This window comes from Neorhizobium tomejilense (assembly GCF_964254135.1).
GTDB lineage: Bacteria > Pseudomonadota > Alphaproteobacteria > Rhizobiales > Rhizobiaceae > Neorhizobium > Neorhizobium tomejilense.
This window is the reverse complement of record NZ_CAXUSO020000001.1, coordinates 1,200,895-1,219,891: the sequence shown is the minus strand read 5'-3', so window position 1 is coordinate 1,219,891 and position 18,997 is coordinate 1,200,895. Positions and strand designations below refer to the sequence as shown.

General features: G+C 58.8%; 20 protein-coding genes and 3 pseudogenes. 19 read left to right on the top strand and 4 right to left on the bottom strand.

Features of this window, described 5'->3' with window-relative positions; translation table 11 throughout:
• Window positions 1–10: 10 nt before the first annotated feature.
• The 7 genes and pseudogenes from ACSQ3G_RS06355 to ACSQ3G_RS06325 all read left to right on the top strand — a co-directional run bounded on the left by ACSQ3G_RS06355 (window position 11) and on the right by ACSQ3G_RS06325 (window position 6,258).
• A complete protein-coding gene (locus ACSQ3G_RS06355) occupies window positions 11–487 on the top strand; it encodes a hypothetical protein (RefSeq protein ID WP_436109422.1) in 477 nt (158 codons plus the stop codon).
• The gene (locus ACSQ3G_RS06350; RefSeq protein WP_436109421.1) at window positions 480–983 is read left to right on the top strand and encodes a hypothetical protein; all 504 of its coding nucleotides are present in this window, start codon (window positions 480–482) and stop codon (window positions 981–983) included. Before ACSQ3G_RS06355 ends, ACSQ3G_RS06350 begins: the two co-directional genes overlap by 8 nt.
• A 104-nt stretch (window positions 984–1,087) precedes the next feature.
• Window positions 1,088–1,234 (top strand): annotated as a pseudogene (locus ACSQ3G_RS06345) (cation efflux transmembrane domain-containing protein); the annotation flags it as partial.
• Between the two features lie 9 nt (window positions 1,235–1,243).
• Window positions 1,244–1,528, top strand: a pseudogene (locus ACSQ3G_RS06340) (peptidoglycan L,D-endopeptidase MepK); the annotation flags it as partial.
• A gap of 1,091 nt (window positions 1,529–2,619) precedes the next feature.
• Window positions 2,620–2,997: a hypothetical protein gene (locus ACSQ3G_RS06335; protein WP_436109420.1), complete on the top strand. Its 378-nt coding sequence runs from the start codon at window positions 2,620–2,622 to the stop codon at window positions 2,995–2,997.
• A gap of 670 nt (window positions 2,998–3,667) precedes the next feature.
• Window positions 3,668–5,854 carry a PAS domain-containing sensor histidine kinase gene (locus ACSQ3G_RS06330; RefSeq protein ID WP_436109419.1) on the top strand — a complete coding sequence of 729 codons (2,187 nt, stop codon included), beginning with the start codon at window positions 3,668–3,670 and terminating at the stop codon, window positions 5,852–5,854.
• Window positions 5,851–6,258, top strand: a complete 408-nt coding sequence (locus tag ACSQ3G_RS06325) for a response regulator (RefSeq protein WP_436109418.1) — start codon at window positions 5,851–5,853, stop codon at window positions 6,256–6,258. Before ACSQ3G_RS06330 ends, ACSQ3G_RS06325 begins: the two co-directional genes overlap by 4 nt.
• A 107-nt stretch (window positions 6,259–6,365) precedes the next feature.
• Here the strand turns inward: ACSQ3G_RS06325 and ACSQ3G_RS06320 are convergent, their stop codons facing one another.
• Window positions 6,366–7,610, bottom strand: a complete 1,245-nt coding sequence (locus ACSQ3G_RS06320) for a glycosyltransferase (RefSeq protein WP_436109417.1) — start codon at window positions 7,608–7,610, stop codon at window positions 6,366–6,368.
• A gap of 16 nt (window positions 7,611–7,626) precedes the next feature.
• Between ACSQ3G_RS06320 and ACSQ3G_RS06315 the strand changes: the two genes are divergently transcribed.
• Window positions 7,627–8,085 (top strand): hypothetical protein, encoded by a 459-nt coding sequence (locus tag ACSQ3G_RS06315; protein ID WP_436109416.1) that lies wholly within the window; start codon window positions 7,627–7,629, stop codon window positions 8,083–8,085.
• Window positions 8,086–8,094: 9 nt separating this feature from the next.
• Here ACSQ3G_RS06315 and ACSQ3G_RS06310 read toward each other — a convergent pair whose 3' ends face one another.
• Window positions 8,095–9,039 carry a LysR family transcriptional regulator gene (locus ACSQ3G_RS06310; RefSeq protein ID WP_436109415.1) on the bottom strand — a complete coding sequence of 315 codons (945 nt, stop codon included), beginning with the start codon at window positions 9,037–9,039 and terminating at the stop codon, window positions 8,095–8,097.
• 88 nt (window positions 9,040–9,127) lie between these two features.
• Between ACSQ3G_RS06310 and ACSQ3G_RS06305 the strand changes: the two genes are divergently transcribed.
• The 7 genes from ACSQ3G_RS06305 to ACSQ3G_RS06275 all read left to right on the top strand — a co-directional run bounded on the left by ACSQ3G_RS06305 (window position 9,128) and on the right by ACSQ3G_RS06275 (window position 13,197).
• On the top strand, window positions 9,128–9,700 hold the full coding sequence (locus ACSQ3G_RS06305) for a YybH family protein (protein ID WP_436109414.1): 573 nt from the start codon (window positions 9,128–9,130) through the stop codon (window positions 9,698–9,700).
• 31 nt (window positions 9,701–9,731) lie between these two features.
• A complete protein-coding gene (locus ACSQ3G_RS06300; protein WP_436109413.1) occupies window positions 9,732–9,956 on the top strand; it encodes a YgjV family protein in 225 nt (74 codons plus the stop codon).
• 314 nt (window positions 9,957–10,270) lie between these two features.
• A complete protein-coding gene (locus ACSQ3G_RS06295; RefSeq protein WP_436109412.1) occupies window positions 10,271–10,549 on the top strand; it encodes a hypothetical protein in 279 nt (92 codons plus the stop codon).
• Between the two features lie 946 nt (window positions 10,550–11,495).
• A complete protein-coding gene (locus tag ACSQ3G_RS06290; RefSeq protein WP_436109411.1) occupies window positions 11,496–11,843 on the top strand; it encodes a hypothetical protein in 348 nt (115 codons plus the stop codon).
• Window positions 11,816–12,043, top strand: coding sequence for a hypothetical protein (locus ACSQ3G_RS06285; RefSeq protein WP_436109410.1), 228 nt, complete (start codon window positions 11,816–11,818; stop codon window positions 12,041–12,043). The genes ACSQ3G_RS06290 and ACSQ3G_RS06285 overlap by 28 nt, the downstream gene beginning before the upstream one ends.
• Entirely contained in the window at window positions 12,040–12,516 is a 477-nt protein-coding gene (locus tag ACSQ3G_RS06280; RefSeq protein ID WP_436109409.1) for a hypothetical protein, read from the top strand. The genes ACSQ3G_RS06285 and ACSQ3G_RS06280 overlap by 4 nt, the downstream gene beginning before the upstream one ends.
• A gap of 6 nt (window positions 12,517–12,522) precedes the next feature.
• Window positions 12,523–13,197 carry an SOS response-associated peptidase gene (locus ACSQ3G_RS06275; RefSeq protein WP_436109408.1) on the top strand — a complete coding sequence of 225 codons (675 nt, stop codon included), beginning with the start codon at window positions 12,523–12,525 and terminating at the stop codon, window positions 13,195–13,197.
• Between the two features lie 760 nt (window positions 13,198–13,957).
• Here the strand turns inward: ACSQ3G_RS06275 and ACSQ3G_RS06270 are convergent.
• Window positions 13,958–14,212, bottom strand: coding sequence for a Y4lK-related protein (locus tag ACSQ3G_RS06270; RefSeq protein WP_436109407.1), 255 nt, complete (start codon window positions 14,210–14,212; stop codon window positions 13,958–13,960).
• Window positions 14,213–14,341: 129 nt separating this feature from the next.
• On the opposite strand from ACSQ3G_RS06270, the gene ACSQ3G_RS06265 reads away from it, so the two are divergent.
• The 4 genes from ACSQ3G_RS06265 (at window position 14,342) to ACSQ3G_RS06250 (ending at window position 18,452) form a co-directional block, all read left to right on the top strand.
• Window positions 14,342–14,560, top strand: coding sequence for a hypothetical protein (locus ACSQ3G_RS06265; protein ID WP_105441258.1), 219 nt, complete (start codon window positions 14,342–14,344; stop codon window positions 14,558–14,560).
• Entirely contained in the window at window positions 14,557–14,754 is a 198-nt protein-coding gene (locus ACSQ3G_RS06260) for a hypothetical protein (protein ID WP_436109406.1), read from the top strand. The genes ACSQ3G_RS06265 and ACSQ3G_RS06260 overlap by 4 nt, the downstream gene beginning before the upstream one ends.
• A gap of 291 nt (window positions 14,755–15,045) precedes the next feature.
• The gene (locus tag ACSQ3G_RS06255; protein WP_436109405.1) at window positions 15,046–17,019 is read left to right on the top strand and encodes a DNA cytosine methyltransferase; all 1,974 of its coding nucleotides are present in this window, start codon (window positions 15,046–15,048) and stop codon (window positions 17,017–17,019) included.
• 74 nt (window positions 17,020–17,093) lie between these two features.
• Window positions 17,094–18,452 carry a hypothetical protein gene (locus ACSQ3G_RS06250; RefSeq protein ID WP_436109404.1) on the top strand — a complete coding sequence of 453 codons (1,359 nt, stop codon included), beginning with the start codon at window positions 17,094–17,096 and terminating at the stop codon, window positions 18,450–18,452.
• Between the two features lie 100 nt (window positions 18,453–18,552).
• Here ACSQ3G_RS06250 and ACSQ3G_RS06245 read toward each other — a convergent pair.
• Window positions 18,553–18,888 (bottom strand): annotated as a pseudogene (locus ACSQ3G_RS06245) (L-idonate 5-dehydrogenase); the annotation flags it as partial.
• Between the last annotated feature and the right edge of the window lie 109 nt (window positions 18,889–18,997).

Below are 18,997 nucleotides of genomic sequence, written 5' to 3'. Positions count from 1 at the left end.
TCCCTCCCATATGTTCGACGAGGTCCAACTCGCTCCCGGCGCTACGACCGTGAGGGAGATGGCGCGTCTGCGCGATGCCGATGTCTACGTCGATGTGGTCGACCCCATGCCTGCACTGACAGGTCATCATCACAGGCCGCTGCTGGTGTGGGTCAAGGCTATCTCCCCTGCCCGCGACATCACCAGGAGCTACGGGACGGCCGCAACCACGATCGAGGCCTTCTATGCCGCCCTGCAGGCAGGCGACGGCAATCTCGCGGCGGATTTCGTGATACCGGAGAAGACGAATGCGCAACCTTTAGAGCCACGCCTAGCCCCTCCCATCTGCCGTCTTGCGAATCCGATGCCGCCAACTATCGTGACCAAAACGGAATCACGCGACCATGCGAATTATCTGGATCATTTGCTGCCTTGTCTTCGGCATCGCATGTTTCGCGGCGGGGCATCATGTCGGAAGCCGGGATGCACTGTCGCTGTGCATGCCTAATGAATCTTGCATCAGGGAATGGATTTCGGCGACAAGTGGTTGGGCGGCCGTCATCGCGGCGGTCCCGACGATTTGGTATCTCTCGAGACAGGTTCGTGACGCTGACGTCCATCAGAAGACGAACTTCGCGATCCAACTCCGGAGGCAACGGATCCTTGCCACTAGAACCTCTCAGATCGCCTATGTCGCACTCGCCGGCATGGCGAAGGAGGAAGCGCGAAATGACGGGCCAGACATTCGGTCATGGGACAGCGAGACCGTGCAAGGCATCATCCATCATCTCCGGGATGCAACCATCGTTACTTTCGAGAGTGAGATAGCCTATCCTGTGGGCATCGGCGCGTGGGGAACGGCGCTGGTTGTCGAGCGGGCGTTTGCGGGGATCGAACCAGCATTGCACGTCGCCCCGGACATCGCGCGGCGATACTTCGAGAACCTTGCGAAACAGGCCGAAGAGTATCTTTCAGACGTTGAGCAGATTACGTCTCGGCCATGACTTCCTTCGATTCATCGCCGTGTCAGACCAACTTCCGAAATTCCCTTCCCGTTACGCGATGTCGAAGAGCAGCATGAACATCCGCGCCGCCTTCCTGCACAACGTTGGCCGATGCGCTGGGGTCGGTGGGCGTGATCGTCGCGGGCACGCTCATCCTTGTCTACGAGTGGACGTGGATCGATCCTGCCATCACGCTGCTGATCGCAGGCTACATCCTGTGGCTGGCCTTCACTGAGATCGGAAGCTCCATCCGGGTCCTCATGATGGGAACGCCGGAGGATTTGGATGTCGCGAAGGTCGTCCAGGATCTCCGCGCCTCTGCCACGTTTGCTGCTGCCGAGGCAGACCGGTCCCTCAAGCTGTTCTTCACGCACACGGGAGAGAGGGCGACGATCACCTTCAAACGCGACGGCAGGTTCGACCCCAAGGGTCTGGCGCAGATCAACCGCTTGCTCCGCGACTGGCGGAAGAAAGAGCCTGCCCGGATGGATCCGCGCCTGCTCGATCTCGTCTGGGAGGTCTACGACCGCGCGGAGGATGATGACGATGCCGCTCCGGCACCAGTGCGCAGCAGTCTGCTGACGGCCATGCTTCCGACACCGAAGAGCCGGGCGGAGGAAGCTCTGGAGCTTCAGACGAACCCCAAGGCGGCAGCTCAATCGCGTGCGACAGAAGGTTTGCCGATCTCGCTTCTCTGGCGGTACCGGTCCCCTCTACTCGTCCGGCGGATGCAGTTCCCTCGTTTGCGGTTGAGTCCGCGTCGCTCGGCCCTGTTTCAGTCCTCTCAACTGGGAGCGTGCCAAGGCAGGAAGCGATCCTGGAACTACGTGAACCGTCCCCCTCGATCGCCTTGCTGGGGATCCCCGTTTCCGAAATGGAGCCTGAGGACGAGAGTGACGCTGAGGACGCTCTCGTAAGCTGGGCTCTTTCGGCACCCGGAACCTCCCCGGGCATGACTGCGCCAGTATTCGTGGTCCGTGTTATGACCGGAGGCACTGCTGCCGCAACTTCGGAGGTCGTGACGACTGTGCCGACACCGGCAGCGGAAGAGTTCGACAGAGGGCGCTTCTGGTCTGACGGCTAGCGCCTGGTGGATATTCGCTGGCCTGGTTTATTGGATTGCTCCGCCTGCCGGCTCTTGCGTCCGCTGCCTGCACTGGGTTCAAATTCATAACAGTGTGATGAGCCAGGGGGTGATTTGTGGAGACATTGCCTTGGGCGAATTTAGCAGAACTCTCCGACCACCTGCATGAAACGTTCTTCCGGATAATGCCCTCTGGAGAGACGGCTCGCTCTCTTCTAAAATCAATCCCCATAATCGTGCACATGGCGGCCGACGGTTCGAGAGGTGACGAACTGCGGGTTGAAGTCAGCCGTTCCGCATCAGCACGCTCGAAACTTCTCCTGCTGATTTCGATGACCAGGCAGAAATTGATCAGAGACGCGCTGGAAGCCCTTGAAGATGCATCGCTGCCGAACGACGCCGTCCCTCCGTCTGCAGTCGAGAACGCCCGGGTCTCCCTCGTGGATCGGCTGGATGGAGTGATTACAGAGATCCTGAAATGGAAACGTCCCGTTAGCATGTCCTTCAGGGATTGGGAGTTAGACCCGCGCACCCACAGGAGTGCTCGAAATCATGGATGCAGCGGAGTTTCTCGACAGCTACGATGGTAATGACGATCAACCAGCAAGATCTTACTATCTAGGACTAGTCGCGCGCGTTGATGCGGATCTCTCGATCGTCGATGAACTGGATCATCACGACCGCTCCATGCTGCTCCGGGAGATCGCTGAGACCCTAATACTCGCGGAGCGCATTGCCTATCGGTTCCAGAGCGTTCACCGGAAGGAAATCTTTGCCGGGGCGATCTTAATCGAAGACGAGGGACACCTAGAGCAAACGTTGACCTTAGATGGCAAGGTTTCGAGTCGAGAAGACTGGAAGGATCACGAGCTTCCAATGGTGCTTGCCTGGCTGTCGGAGAAATACCCAATGCTCGATGAGTATATCTGAATATCGCCGAATCTGATCCGCATATCGAGGTGCTTCCTATGAAACCCAAAAGCCTTGGACAGGGGTTGACCGCGTGAGCGTCGATGCGTGTCGCAAGCTGCAGAAATGACGAAGGCGCTCGACCTGCTGCCAGGGAGCGCCTTCGTAACCCGGACAACTGCAAACGCGCGGCCGAGAGCGGCGCTGCAGGCAGTCATCTATGACGGGTGGTGAACCCTATATGTGCACTGGCCGAAATGGTTTCAAGGGCAGCGATCTCGTCAAAGAGGTCCGCGTGCATCTCATGGGCTCGAGTGAGAGCTGCCTTCTTCGACTGGCGCTAACTGCACGAGCCAACGTCGACGAGGAAGTTTGATGTGAGCGCTTTCAAGGCGACGCTGGAAATGGTTCTCCGGGAATTCCAGAAGAGATACCGCATCGAGCCGGTGACGACGCTCGGGTGGTGACTGGGGTTGCCATTACCGATCGTCCCCTAACAACTCTGCCCTCTCGCCTCAACGCGGTTTCACCGTAGATGCCTAGTGGGGCCAAAGGATATCCAGAACTGGCGGTGCCTGGGAACCAACTGAAAGGATCTCCGTTTGAAAGGTTGTCGGGGGGTGTATGTCGCCTGATGTGTGATACCCGGCTGGTTATCAGGCCGGAAATTCTGGGGGATTAGGCGTCACCAATGTCAAATATAGAGGAATTCCCTGCTGCCGCGCGGAGACTCACGGAGTATGAAGCACTCCTGGCGGCAGCGCCTAGCGTTCTTGATGCCATCCCAGGCGCCGTCTATCTCTGCGACCATGAAGGCTGGCTGGTACGCAACAATTCGGAAGCAGCCGAGCTGTGGGGGCAGAGGCCGGCCATGGGCGACAACCGCTACCGTTTCTGCGGCTCCCATGCGCTATTTCTGCCGGATGGCACCCCGCTCAGCCATGATGCCTGCCCAATGGCAACGGCGGTCTTCACAGGTTCGGCGACTCGCAATGGTGAAGTTGTGATCGAACGACCTGATGGCTCCCGGTTCACTGCGCTCGTCAATATTCGCGTTTTAAAGGGCCATGACGGCAGGATTCAGGGAGCGATCAACTGCTTTCAGGACATCTCGGCACATAAGGAGATGGAGGAGGATGCCCGAAAGAAGAGTGCTGATCTCGAAGATTTCTTTGAAAATAGCGCAATCGGTCTTCACATCGTTGGCGGCGACGGCATCATCCAGCGGGCGAACAAGGCTGAGCTTGCCCTCCTCGGCTATACTTCGGGAGAGTATGTCGGCCGCCATATAGCGGAATTCCACGTGGATGCACCGGTCATTGGAGACATCCTGCACAAACTTTCCTGTGGCGAAAAACTCGATCGCTATCCCGCACGACTTCGCGCCAGGGACGGTTCTATCAAGCACGTGCTGGTCACTTCCAACAGCCGCTTTCAGGATGGTGAGTTTATCAATACGCGCTGCTTCACGACCGATGTCACCGAACTCTTCGAGGCCGAGCGCGCGCGGCGTGAAAGCGACGAGCGCCTGGCGGCGACCTACGAGGCGGCAACAATAGGCATCGCCGAAGCAGACAGCGAAGGTCACCTTCTTCGCGTCAACGACGCTCTCTGCCGAATGCTGGGGCGCTCCCGCGAGGAACTGCTCAACATGACCTTCCTCGACTATACGCAGGCCGAGGATCGGCAGGAGGACGCCCTCCTCTACAACCGCCAGATCAGCGGCGAGATTGACAACTATCTTATACGCAAGCGCGCAATAAAGCCTGATGGAACTATGGTCTACCTGGATGTCCATAGTTCGTCCGTGCGGGATGCATCCGGCGGCTTTCGCTACGGCGTGCGTGTGCTGCAGGACGTCACCGTCGCCCAGCAGATGGAGAATCGCATCCGCGAGAGCGAAAGGCACATGCGCGATCTCCTGGAGGCGCTGCCCGCGGCGGTTTATACGACCGACGCCACGGGCCGAGTGACCTTTTTCAACAACGCAGCCGTGGAGATGTCCGGCCGCCCCCCTCAGATCGGCGATATGTGGTGCGTCACATGGCGTCTATACAACACCGATGGCAGTCCTTTGCCACACGACCAGTGCCCCATGGCGGTAGCTTTGAAAGAAAATCGGCCAGTTCGGGGGGCCGAGGCCGTAGCCGAACGGCCGGACGGCAGACGCATTCCGTTCATCCCCTACCCGACCCCGCTTCACGACGCCGAAGGCAACCTCATCGGCGCGATCAACATGCTTGTCGACATCAGCGAGCGAAAGCAGGCCGACAACCGGCAGAAGATCCTTATTGATGAGCTGAACCATCGGGTCAAAAATACCCTCGCCACTGTACAGTCGCTTGCGAGGCAAACGGCACGACATGCAGATGGTCTGGAAGACTTCGTTGATCGGTTCGAGGCCAGAGTGCTTGCTCTGTCTCGCGCGCATGACTTGCTGACCCGACGTCACTGGGAAAATGCGCCCTTGGAAATCCTTGCCCGCGAGGTGCTGGTGGCGGTCGCCGGCGAAGCAGTGAGCAGGATAAGCATCGACGGCTGCTCTGTTGAACTTAATTCCCGAACCGCTCTGAGCATGACCATGACTCTCAATGAGCTCGCCACGAACGCGGTGAAGTATGGTGCGCTCTCAACGGATTCTGGAAAGCTCGCCGTCACCTGGCGCTTCCAAGAAGAGGCAGGGCATCAGCTCATACTCGTCCTTCAATGGAAGGAAGAAGGAGGTCCGCCGGTGACGCCCCCGGCCCGACGCGGCATGGGGAGCCGCCTGATGGAACGTTGTATCGAGCGGGATCTCGGTGGCGAGCTTGATCTTGCCTTTGAGTCTGACGGGGTGAATTGCCGAGTATCGGTTCCCATTGAAACCGTCCAGTCATGACTGAATTTCACGGACTCAAGGTTCTTCTCGTCGAGGACGAGGGTTTCGTAGCCTTGATGATCGAAGACATGCTTCAGGAACTTGGCTGCGAAATCGTGGCTTCAGTGGCGCGGCTGCGCGAAGGATGTGAGATAGCCGCTAGCGCAGAGATCGACTTGGCAGTACTGGACATCAATCTGGCGGGACAACCGAGCTTTCCCATTGCCGAAACCCTGCGAGACCGCTCGGTGCCATTCATATTCAGCACCGGCTATGGCGAGAGCGGGGTACCAGAAGAATTCGCTGGATCGCGTGTGCTTGGCAAACCTTTTTCCCTCGAAAGCTTAAGGGATACGATTACGAGTGCTCTCGATGGCGTGGTGTTGCGGGAGGGGATCCGGAGTCGATCAGGGTGTCGAGAGTAGGCGAGGCTTCATAGATTTCCTGGACCTAATGGTGAAGTTCGGATTGGTTCCAGGGTTCGCCGCCTCCTGCGAGCTTTGGGGCACATCCCGCCATCCACACACCACACTCAACCCGATCTGAGGCTCAGCCGTTCTAGGAAGTTAGTTGCGGCCTCGACACCGTGATCCCTCCCTATGGCGGTCCCCACATCAGCCGCGCGTCCCCGCATGGCGGCTGAGTCCATAGCTGCCAGCGCGTTGGCCAGCCCGGCGGCGCTAAGCGTCCTTCGGTCGAGTGGGAGAGGTCCAGCACCAAGCGCCGCGACCCTCCTGCCCCAGAAAGGCTGGTCGCCGAAGAAAGGGATGATCTGCGTGGGCAGCCCGGCACGAAGGCTCGCCGCGGTCGTTCCTGCTCCCCCATGGTGGATGGCCGCACTCGCCCGTGGCAGCAGCCGATCGTGTGGCGCGCCGGACAAGAAGAATGCTCGGGCGCTCGCATCAACTTTACCGATCGCGCCGCCGCCCCCACCCATCAGCAGGCCGCGCTTGCCGGTCATTTCGAGGGCTTCTAGGATCATGCCCGTCATCGCCTCAGGGTCGATCCCTGGCATGCTCCCGAAGCCGAAATAGACAGGTGCGGGACCAGCTCCCAGGAAACACTCCAGAGCCTCGTCGGTTTGCCAATCGGGACTATCGAGGAACCAATATCCGGTAACCAGCACCTCCGAAGCCCAGTCCCCCGGTTTCGGGAGCACTGCGGGACTATAGGCGTAGAGTGTCCCCGCCGCCGGTTTGGGGGCAGTCTTTCCAGGAAGGCGGAGAGTCATTGCGCGCCACGCCTTCAGCTCCTTGGCGAACAGCAGCCGCGCGCCTTTGATCGCAAATGTATGACTCATTCTGTTGAATGGTCCGAGCGACGCAAACGGAAGCATAGGACTCGGAAATTCGCCAGTCGGCGTGAAGCCCGGAACGGGGGAAGCCAGGACATGTGGCACACCGAGCACCGCGGCCATGTCCGGCGAGCCGAACGATTTCGGATGATAGACCAGCACGTTGGGCTGAAAGCTGCGGACCGCCCGCCACTCCTCGTCGAGAAGGCTCGTCATTAGGGGACGCACATGCTTGAGGAGCTTGAAGCCCGCGTGGAATCCATCGCCGCCCGCAACGGCGGCCTTTCCCTCCGGTGTGTCTAGGAGCGCCAGGAATTCGCCTGGAAGGCCCACGAACGGAACTTTGTGCGCGGCGGCCATGTCGGTGAACTGGACAGGGGCGGCTAACTGGACCTCATGTCCACGCACCATGAGGCCCCTAGCCAACGCTATGTAGGGCTGGACGTCACCGCGTGTGCCGAGGGTTTCAATTGCGAAGCGCATCAATCCTGATTACATCATGCCGAAAATGATGTCCGCACGTTTCGATGCTGAGCTTAAACCCGACGGCCGGCTTCCGGCGTTCCTGGGGGAATTTCCGCTTTGCGCCCTAAATCCGCCGTTTGATAGCCCTGCACGAAATCCGAAAGCGGACATTGCGGAAGCGGGTCGCACAAGTGACATATGTCGTCTGGGTATCCACAACCTCGCCAGCGGCGCCCGTGCCCCTATCTCCCTACCGATGACCGACGTTCCTGCCCCTACTGTCGCGGCCGGCGACGAGAACCGACACCTGTTCTGCCAGATGGCGATTGAGATCCCGCTGCAGGATCTGATCCAGGCCGCAGTGAAGGCCGGATGGGACGAGCCCGAGGTGCTGACGGCTATCATAGAGGTGGCTGACAATCTTATGCTAGCGCATGGCTCGAACGCCGAGCTAGACGCGCTCCTGAAGGCTCTGAAACGGAATTTGGAATAAGGCGAAGCTTTACGCCCTACGCATCGATCCTATCGTATTTACCAGCCAATCGATCCCGGGGTCCGACAGAGCGGCTTTCGGCACCACCAGACTCATCTTGAACCTGCCGAAATCGATCGGAGCGTCTACGCACTCGATGCCGAAAGTCGTCTCGAACATCTGGACGAAGTGGCGCGGCAATGCGCAGACCAGTTCGGTGTCTGCCAGCACCGCTAGTGCCTGCATGAAGCTCGGTACGGTGAGTGCGATCTGTCGTGTAAGCGCGTGCTGCTCCAGAACTGAATCAACGAAACCGAATGGATCGGCCGAATGGGAAACCACAAGGTGCTTCATCTCGCAGTATCTGGCTAAGCTGGGGTTCAATTTGAAAGGATGCCCGGCGCGCATCGCCACCACGAAATCCTCCTCATAGAGGAGTTCATGCCGGAAACGAGCCGGAACGTCATCGTGGGGTATGATCGCGATGTCGATCGCCCGCTTTTCGAGGTCGACCAGGGCGTCTGCCCACGCTGATGCAATGGACGTTTCTCCGGGCCGGGGCAACAATTGGCGCAATCCCAGGGAGACCCTTGGAGCGTTGGAAGCGAGTTTGTGCAGAAGAGGGTGTAGAAACACCGACGACGCTCCATCAGGTGCCCCGATCGTGAAGCGGCGCGACGAGCGTTCGGGGTCGAAGGCCTCGGAGCTGATGATGATCCGACGCACCCGGTCGAGAACCTCGCGAACCGCTTCTGCAATTTCCAGAGCACGATCCGTCGGGACTACGCCTCTCGGTGTTCGCAGGAAGAGAGGGTCACCCAAAAGGACACGAAGCCTCCCTAGCCCGTGACTGACAGCGGAGGGCGAGAGGTTGAGGCGTTGAGCGGACCGTCCAACATGGCGTTCTTCCATGACGACTTCGAACAGCACGAGGAGGTTGAGGTCGGCTCTCGATAGATCAATTTGGTTCAGCATATCGCTGAAATCATATCACTGGATTCAGTACCGGACAAATGGGATTCCTTCCCCGCACCAGCAACGCAGATCACTGGAAGGAAAAATTATGTGCAACTTGCTCTCAATCTTCAGGAAAGCTTCAACCAAATCGACGGCTCCCAAAGGCGCGGCGTCGCGCTGTACGTTCGCCGCGGTCGCGTTCTCGGAGCTCTTGCTCCTCAATGAGCCCAGCTTGGCTGCCTCGTCAGAGACTGTCGCCGCTCTCATCCGGCGCACAGAGGAACAGGCTCAAGCCTTTAACTCAGGCGACATGGTGAAGTGGCATAAGATGACGCTGCTGTCGGACGACTTCACATTGATGCAGCCGTTTGGAGGCCCCCTGAGCCGCGGCTTCGACGGCAGCGCGGCGCATCTGGCCGAGCTCGCGCGTTCTTTCCGAAACGGCGACGCCAAGCTGGAGATGGTGACCAGCTATGCCTCCAATGATCTGGTCGTCCTAGCGTTTGTCGAGCGCCAGCACGGCGAAGTCTACGGTCTGCCGGATCAGGACTGGTCGCTGCGCGTCACCCAGGTCTATCGCCGCGTGGACTCGTACTGGCAGCTAGTCCACCGCCACGCCGATCCCCTCGCGAGGCCAATTGGCCTTGAGAGAGCCGCGGCGCTGGCGCGCGGCGAATAACCGGCGGCGTGACTCTAGCGGAGATCTAAAAATGAATTCGTGGATCGAGATCATCGGCTTTGCTGGCAGCTTCCTGACCGTAATAACCTACCTGACGCAGCGCATGGTTCAGCTTCGCGTATTGGCGATAGCGAGTAGCCTGTGCTTCGCGGTCTATGGCACCATGATCGGCAGCCCGCCGTTGATACTCATGGAGGCGGCTCTCCTGCCAATCAACGCGTGGCGGCTCTACCAAATCGCAACGGAGGAGGCTTAACCGCAGTGGCAGTGGGGCCTGAACTCGGCCGTCAATTGCAGGGTGGCCATGCCGCAAATCCCAGGAAAGTGTGATCCAAGAAGGAGCCCGCCGAAGCGGGCCTAGTTGAGGGACTGTCTGGAGTAGTCTGGAACGCAGCGGAGCGCGGTGAAGTGCTGATGGATCGAAGGGCCGCTGCGTCTGTTCTTCGAACTGCGACTGCACACAAACGTTCCGCCCCGTGAATCCATATCCTCTTCGCCCCCGATTTTGCGAGTTCCACCGTAACCGTAGAGGGCTATACCTATGAGGGTGCTTCTTCGAGGGGAAACTCAATGGAATTGGTTGTATTCGGATATCAGATCGTGCCAGGCCGTGACGAGCCTTTGGCCTTCGCTGCTTCCCTTGAGGAATGCCAGCGCGATGCCTTATCCGAGCGGGACGACCTTCGGCGGAATGACCCGGATATCGAACCGCTGGGGGCCATGGCGATCTATCGGCTTACGCTGGTATGGCCCGATGCCGAAGGGCTGCTTGCGGTCTTGAACGAAAAGACCTCGCTGCTCGACGCCATAGTTATCGATCGCAAGCTTGTGGGTCTGGTGGCGGACTGAAATTTGCGTCCACCACGACGCGCCTCCCTTGCTGACGCACCACCGACTCACGGCGGCGAAATTAACCGGACGAGCCGCAAGAACATTCGGTAGACTCACCCTACTAAAGTCGATAGGTTTTTGCTGTCGCTGTGGGCCTCAAATCTCATGCGCCTGTTTAAAGGGTGAGATTATGAATGAACCGGTCGTAGAGCTATTCCAGGCAGAAGATGCGTGGATCGTCAGGATATCTGAGGCCGGAGAGACTGAAGAGCGTGTCTTTCAAATCGAAAGCTATGCAGCTTCCTACGCCGCAGGACAATCAATCAGGCTCGGTATCCAACCGCCCGGGGTCGATGACTCGGTAGCCGCTTAGGATTGCTCCCGGCTGTGGTGAACGCGGACGCTGACGGGAAACAGGCATTGGGAGACGCGCTGAAATCAACTTCCGCGTTCGTTGCATAAACTAGAGCAATCCACGGAAGTTTCGATTGAGCCGAATCTATTTCTATACCTAATCGGGCACCTTTCGCGGGCGTTCGTCATCCCCGCATCCCATCAGCAAAGCATTAAAAAGAATCCCTGTTGACTCATCCCGAGATGAGAACATAATTAGAACATCCGGCCGCCCGGTGGTGGTGGCTATCCACATATTATCCACAGCTTGAGCACGCCTCGGCGTGAAGGTGTAACTATGCCTGGAATTCACGAGACGCTTCAATGATCCGATTTTCACCAGCGGAATCGGTATTGCCTGAGCCCATCAGGACGCCGATCCCGCCAATGGTCGACTTAAGCGTTCCAACGCAGCCCGCGCCAATTCTGGAGCTTGAACCCACACCAGCGGCAATGTCTCGTGCGAAATCCACGAAGCCGCGGTCGCCGAAGCGGAAGCCTGCACCGGCGGCAGAAATCGTTCCCCAGCTCGATCTGGAGGCAGCGGTTGGAGACAAGAAAGAAGACCACGATGACTGAGATCGATGACGGAACGCGGCACCTGGGAGAACCAATATGCACCGCTTGTGGTGGTGGCCTGGAGTACGGCGGTGGCAATCCGCAGCCTGAAGACATCGTCTCTTGCGACAATCCAAATTGCGGCAACTCGGCAACCTATGCTGAAGTCGCTGCGGACTGCGAAGCCTGGTACGCCGAATATATGGGCTTCTATGCTCAGCAGATGGCCTTAGGTGGCCCGACCGGCGGAGCGCTGGCCAATTGGAAACCCCGCGGCAAGTACCGCTTCATCATGAAGATCGTCGGCACCGGCAAGGAGGAGGATTTCGCGTCATGCAATCCAGTCCGGCTGAACTTCTGACCGATGAAATCGCCTGGGCCGTGGAAGCCGAACTGGCTTTTCACGACGGTGACGTAAAGGCGGCAATCGCGGCACTGCTGAAGGATAACAGGCATTTGCGAAAACAACTGGCTTTGGCGGAGTTCGCAGGAAGCCGAGGTTTCGCCCGCGGCTGGCGGCCTGCATATGATCGCAGTGAGGAAGACACGAAAGCACCATGAAGTCGTCGACGCTTTCAGACTATCGAGGGCAGAAGGTCAAAGTGATCTGCGAAGACTGCGACATCCTCAAGAGCCTCGATGGGGACTCGCTCTTCGGTCAGTATGGCGATGCCAACATGCCGGGCCTGCTTGGCGATCTGTGCAAAGCCTTGGGCTGCACCCGCTCGAAGGAAGGGTTCTATAACCGCTGCAGCCTGGTCTACTATTTCACCCACGACGAATGGATGGCGAAGAGCGGGATGGTAAGCCGCGAGGCCTACGAGATTGCTCTGGGCAAGCGTCTGGCAGATCTCCAGGAGTGGGAGATGCTCCACGGCAGATGCCGTTGCGGTCGGCGGGGGCCGCTCAACAAGAGCAGCCTCGCCCGGCGATATGGGCCCGATGCCCGCCTAAAGGAGCTTGAGAGGAAGCTTCTTTGCAAGGAATGCAAAAAATACGATAGCGTAATCGATATTTCGTCCCTGCCGAGGTGAGAGCGAATGTGCAATCTCTACAACGTCACCACGAGCCGCGAGGCGGTCCTACAGTTCACCAAGTCCTTCCGGGACAAGGCCGGCTGGAACCAGCCCTCGCTTGACGTCTATCCTGGCTACCAGGCGCCGGTCGTGCGCGTCGGAGAGGACGGACAGCGGGAAATCGCGAGCCTGACATGGGGCATGCCGTCCCCTCCGGCCTTCGTGAAGAACTACGATCCAGGCGTCACCAACATCCGCAACGTCAGTTCGCCGCACTGGAGGCGCTGGCTCGGCCCCACCAGCCGCTGTGTCGTCCCGTTCACGTCTTTCGCGGAACCCGACCCGGCCAGAAAGATCATGGGCGGCCGCGTGCCGAACGCCTGGTTCGCCGGAAGCGAGGATCGCCCGTTGATGTTCTTCGCCGGGTTCTGGACCCCGTGGCGCGGCATCCGCAAGGTGCGGGATGGAGAGCGGGAATATGAACTGTTCGGCTTCCTGACGACGGAGCCCAACGAGATCGTTTCTCCGATCCACCAGAAGGCAATGCCGACGATCCTCACAACCCCGGAAGAGCTCGACCTGTGGCTTACCGCCCCGTGGGATGAGGCCAAGCATCTGCAGCGGCCGCTACCGGGGAACATGCTGGTGATCGTGGAGCCGCCGACCAGTCCGATTGAAGAGGTCCCGACTTTGCTATGACTGACGATTGGACTTGAACGATCTAGCCGCTCCCCGTGCGGATCAATCGAAGTGGAAAGCCCGCGTCAATCCCCGGAACCGCGGGCTTTCGCAGCCGGGGCTCTTCTCTGCCCGGCCTATTCCCGAAGTTTAAGCCAATGGCGCAGAAGTGATCAATTCACTCAAAGGGCTTATTGAGGGGGGTAGGCTCAAGTCGCGACGTCAAAGAGATCTCGCATCAGTTAGCGAATAGTACAGCACTCAAGACCTTCCACCCACGCTAGAAAATGCTCGGGCTCAGCAACTGCTCCGTAGGGACAATAACCAGCATCTCCTCGATGCTTCGTGAGTTGGGTGCCCTTCCACCCAGAGCGCGGCGATATCGGAACAAAGTCAACAACCCGGAGTTATCTGCCCAGCAAGGGGATCAATCATGGGCACATATGTTCTAGTTTTCCTGATTTTCGCTGGCATCTTTGCGCTGGCAACCCTCATTGCCTATCTCACTTGTCCGCCCCTGCCAGATGACTGAGGAGCAATAGAGGTTCACGGAACCAAATTAACCTCTGTCGCATTCTAGGGATGTCGCGAGGGCAAAATCCCCCGTCCCTCATTAGATTGTTCGTCGCCCCACGAACACGCTCTCGCGACACCCTCACCTCAGATGCGCCAATCCGCCACATTCCATCAGCTTGCACTCATGGATGCCGCCCGCCATATCGATGCCGCGGCGCACTGTCGGATACTCTCCTATCCGCGTGCCCGTCGCCCGGCACAGGGATCAAGCACGGTCTGTGTCGGGCTCCTCTGGGATCTCCACCACACGTCCGAGCTCGTGAAGGTAGGCGATGATCTCACCTTTGAGATGGTCTCTTTCGCCGAATGCCGAAGAGACAAGCTCGATCCGGCGGTAGGCTTCTCTGTCCGTGGGATCGGCTGGTTCAACGACAACATATCCAGTTGTCCCAATCGCCTGGACGTTGCTCCCGGCCTCGATCATGGTAGCCACGAATGTTTTTATTTCTTCTTTGGTCATGCCGGCAGTTGAGCATATCGCGGCTCCGGCGCAACCCTCAGATCTGAGAGGCACTCGCGCAGCCGATTTGCTACTCACGATCTACTGCTGCAACTTGACTCCCGTACAGAGGGTGGCAATGCTGGTTTCATGAGTCCTGACCGCTTCAATGAATGCCTGCGCCATATCCGCTGGACGCCAATCAACCTGGCGTCGGCCTTGCAATGTGATCTTTCATGGATTGAAGCGCTGGAAACGGGCAACGAAGAGGTGCCGGCTGGTCTTGCGGCTTGGCTGGAAACTCTCGCCCAAGCACATGAAGCTCTCCCACCACCAACCACCTACCGGCGCCAAGGGTCAAGACTTTGACGACGACGGCCGGATCACGCTTCGATATCCGCAAGGACAGCGACTCGACGTGGGAGATATTCGACACTACCACCGGCCGGACCGTGTTCATCGGCGGGAAGCCGTACTGCGACCTGCCGGAAGACAGCGCAAATACGTTGGCCCACTTCATGAACTCGGCTGGGATGGTTCCTGACAAGGACACACTGCATTGAGCTCGACCACCGATTTCATTGCCGAGTTGATCCGAGCCGCGAATGAGGTCGAGAAGCTACACGCAGAAGAAGCTCGCCGCCTGCTCAACCGCGCGACTGCTCGGCAACCGTCACGCAATAGGTGAGATCGTCTATATTTCGGTCAGTGTCATCCCGCGGACCTCTTCCGCTCGAAGACCTTCGCAAGACTGGCATCTCGTTCATAGACAGCATTTTAACGAATGCTTTCCCAGGCCCTTAACAGGTGGACCGGTATCGGGAAGTGATCGATATCGAGGCAGTTGGGGCAACATGAATTCGAAAGCGGAAGCGCTGGCGGCGGCGAAGAAACGGATCATCGAACTGCAGGCGCAGATGACGAATCGAATCCTGCAGATGGCCGTCGAGGTTGAGAAACTGCTTGAGGTCACGACCGAGCGTGAGGCGCGGGAATTCCTGCGGGTGTCGTGCAATCTGCCGACGTCCGAGCTCTCGACCTATGTCCGCTATCGGAAGACGCTGAAGGGATCGGAGAATCTCCTGGCCAGACGCCGAGTCTCGTTCCCGGTTCTGAAGGCGCTCGTCGCCGCAGAGCCGGATGCCCGCGAGGAGATTCTGGAGCGCATGGACATCGGTGCGCGGATCGACGCGAAGGAGATCTCCGCGATCCGCAAGCGCCTGCACGAAGCGAAGCTGACCCCAATGCAGGTCATCGCGGAACGCCAGGGAAAGCTGGCCGCGGCCGTGGCCCGCAAGGCCAGCGACATTGTCGCCGCTCGGTTCAAGGCGGATCTCCATAGCTTCGTCAGCAGCATTGTTGATATCCGGGAAGCCGTTGAAATCGAGGCCGACGATATCCGCGCGACTGCAAGCGAGCTGCTCGAACGGTTCGAATCCTTGTTCGGCACCGACCAGCGGAGCCCCGACCAGCACCGGCCCCGGTCGCCGGCTCATGAGCTTGCTTGTGCCCATCTCGCACTCACGCATCTCGCGGCCGGAACCCTGGCGGTCGCTGTCGGAGCAGGAGAAATCGCGCCCGGTGACATTCATCCTTGGCTCCTGTCGCTCTTCGCGCTGAGCGGCAGCGCGCCCCGGGAGAGCAGAACGGAAGCAAGTGCCTTGCGCGAACTGCCGTCGGAACATGAGCGTCCGACGGTCGTCGAACTGTGCGCCGGAGCGGGCGGCATGGCGATCGGCTTAGAGCGGGCGGGCTTCGATCACGTCGCCCTCATCGAATTCGACAGGCACGCCGCGGCAACGCTGCGGCGCAATCGGCCCGACTGGACCGTTATCGAAGACGACATCCGCAAACTGGATTTCCGCCTGTACCGTCAGTTGGAAATCGACCTCGTTGCCGGAGGTCTGCCCTGCCAGCCCTATTCATCTGACGGCTACGGGCTGGGCAAGGAAGATCCTCGCGACCTGCTTCTGGAAGGTGTGCGGGTGGTCGACCAGATCAGGCCCCGGGCGTTCCTCTTCGAGAATGTCGACGGCCTGCTCCACGCCCGGCACGCTGATCACATTGCCAATGTCCTCCGACAATTCCGGCGCATCGGATATCAGGTTGAGATCCATCGCGCGAATGCGTTGGATTTCGGCATCGCCCAGGACCGCAGCCGCATCTTCATCGTAGGCATGAAGGCGGATTTGGCCGCAGCGTTCCGCATGCCTCCCACGTTCCCGGAGCGCCGGAGCAACATCGGCGACGTCCTGGTGGATCTCATGGCGGTAAATGGCTGGACCGGCGCCCACGATTGGGCGCGCGAACGCCGGGAGCAGCCGATCCGCGATAGGAGTGGCGATCTCATCGGTCATGGCGCGACGGCGTCAACAATCGTCACCCGACGCGGCAAGCCTCGTCGGAAGGAAGCCGCTCGTTGGGGAGGCAAAGGTGTCGATATCGCGGGTCTCCCGGATCAGGCACCGACCCCGGACCAGGCATCGAAGCCGGGCTTCGTTCCTGCCCTGACGGCACGGATGCGTGCCCGCCTTCAGAATTTCGAGGATGATTGGGAATTCTGCGGCGGCAAGCAGGCAGTGGCCGATCAGATCGGCAACGCGTTTCCGCCCAGAATGGCGGCCGCCGTTGGGCTGGCGTTGCACTCGGCGATAAAGGGGGTGCGGTGGGACATGGAGGCGATGCTGTGGCCACGGGCGAATCGAAGACATCAGATTATTTCGCCTCCACTTTCTCCAGTTTCCGACACCTCCTCGGGGGCGGTGGTTCCGTATGCCGAAATTGTTTCCCTTCTGGACCATGCGACCGAAAGGAGTTTCGTCAATTAGGCATTCATGATATTTGTTGAATTGGCGTGGGAGACTGAACAGCGTTCTTGAATGGCTTCTTGGAGGAGGTCGCTATGAGATCGTGTCAGGTTGCGTTCCTTTGGGGGATTTTGGTCTCGTCGGCGGGTGCCGCGGAAGACTATGCCTATCAGTTCGAGCTAATCAATGAGCTGCACACACTGGATACTGTACGCATCCTGGCCGCACCGATAGGGATGCTCCGCGGATCGGTCGGCGACAATAGACGCGGTCAATGTCCTGCAGTAATCATCGAGAATGACACTATCCTCACAGTCTGTCAGTTCAGTATGAGCAAGCCGGAGCCAATCCCCGCCGACCAGCAAGGAGGCGGATCTTTCATGTTCGGAACCGTCCGTGAGGAGACTTCGCCCTACTGGACCAAAGTGTCCTTTCAGAATGACACCTGGGGCGGCGTGAGACTTAGCCTAGATGCCCAAGTCTATGGGAAGAAGGTCTCTAAACAATATCCCAACCTATTTATGCATAAGGTCGATAAAAAGGCCTCGGCTCAATTCGGACAAGTCTATGTTGTAAAAAAGCCTCCCCGAGCTGGCGAGGAAATTTTCATCATCCGAGCGACTGAAAACAAGTTCGTGCGTCGTGACTGCAGGGTGGACCACGCTGACGATGATCGGTTCAAGGTCCAATGCGCTAACGGTGCGTTCCAACCACGATCCGATTTCATTTTTTCCAAAGATAGCGGGTCTCTGCTTGGTATTGCACCAGTTAGTGGCGGAGAAGATACCGAAATATCGCTACTTCAGTCCTATTTGGACTGGTCTACTGCTTGGAGACCGTCAAAATACTTCTATAGAATGACTGAAAGTGGCAACGCTGAAGCAGTCGTCGACAGAGCGGTTAGCGAGAAAGTGTGTGTCAACCGCACTGCTGCGGGCAGTTTTCTAACGAAGTCACTACAAGAACTCGTGGAATCTAAAGAGGCGAAGTCGATAGGCATAGCCATCTGTACCTACTATTCAGGTCAGCCAGTCGCATGCAAAAGAACAGCAGACGAGGCTGCCCGGGTATCCAATGAAATCACCCGCAATGAAGGCTCTGACACCAATGGATTCTTCCACGCTCCGGCAGGATACGAGCTTTGCAAGGCGCACTTGGTGATGGGCGATATGAGCGTAACCAGTGAGACCAGTTATTCTGGCACTATCGTCAGAGAGGCCGATCGGAGTGGACTGGACTACTATATTTCAATGCCAGTAGGAACCGGCGAACGGCATTGGATCAACGCACGTTACCAACTGGAATTTGTTATTAAGGGGCGCGCTTGGCAGCATAACTGCTGGCCTCATAAGACAGTCGCGTGGTCGTGCAAAGGCCCGACCAACTGCCCGGTCTTACACTCTCAAGCCAAGCTCAATGGGCCGGTCAAAGAAGGCATATGCTCAGCCCGATGAGCGCCTGCCTTCCCACGAAAAATCACGGCACGACAGTTGAGCTGTTGAGCCGCGTTTACGTCCACCACCTCGGCCCTTAGGGGAATTAAGCTGCGGCCTATCAGAACGTTAGTTGGACCTTCATCGACCTGGTCCTGTCGTCCGCCGCCTCGAACGCATTTACCGCCTCCTCTATCGGGAAAGAGTCGGTGAGCAGCGGCTTCAGATCGACGCGGCGTTTTCCGATGAGGTCAGCGGCAAGCCCGAATTCCTCGTGGAAGCGGAAGGTACCCTTCATCTCCATTTCCTTGGCGACCACGATGTTCTGCGGGATGGCGACGTCGCCGCCGAGACCGAGCTGGACCAGCGTCGAGCGGGGCCGGAGCACTTCCAGGCCGGCGCGTACGGCGCGTTCGTTGCCGCAACCCTCGAACTGCAGGTCGAGATAGCCCTTGTTGGTGATGGACATCCTCCCGGAGCGTGCCAGCGGTCGGAGCATGTCCCGAACAAGAGAGAGCGCCGCTGCCCTCCCCGGCCAGCGGCGCTCCCTCCAGACGTGGCGGCCG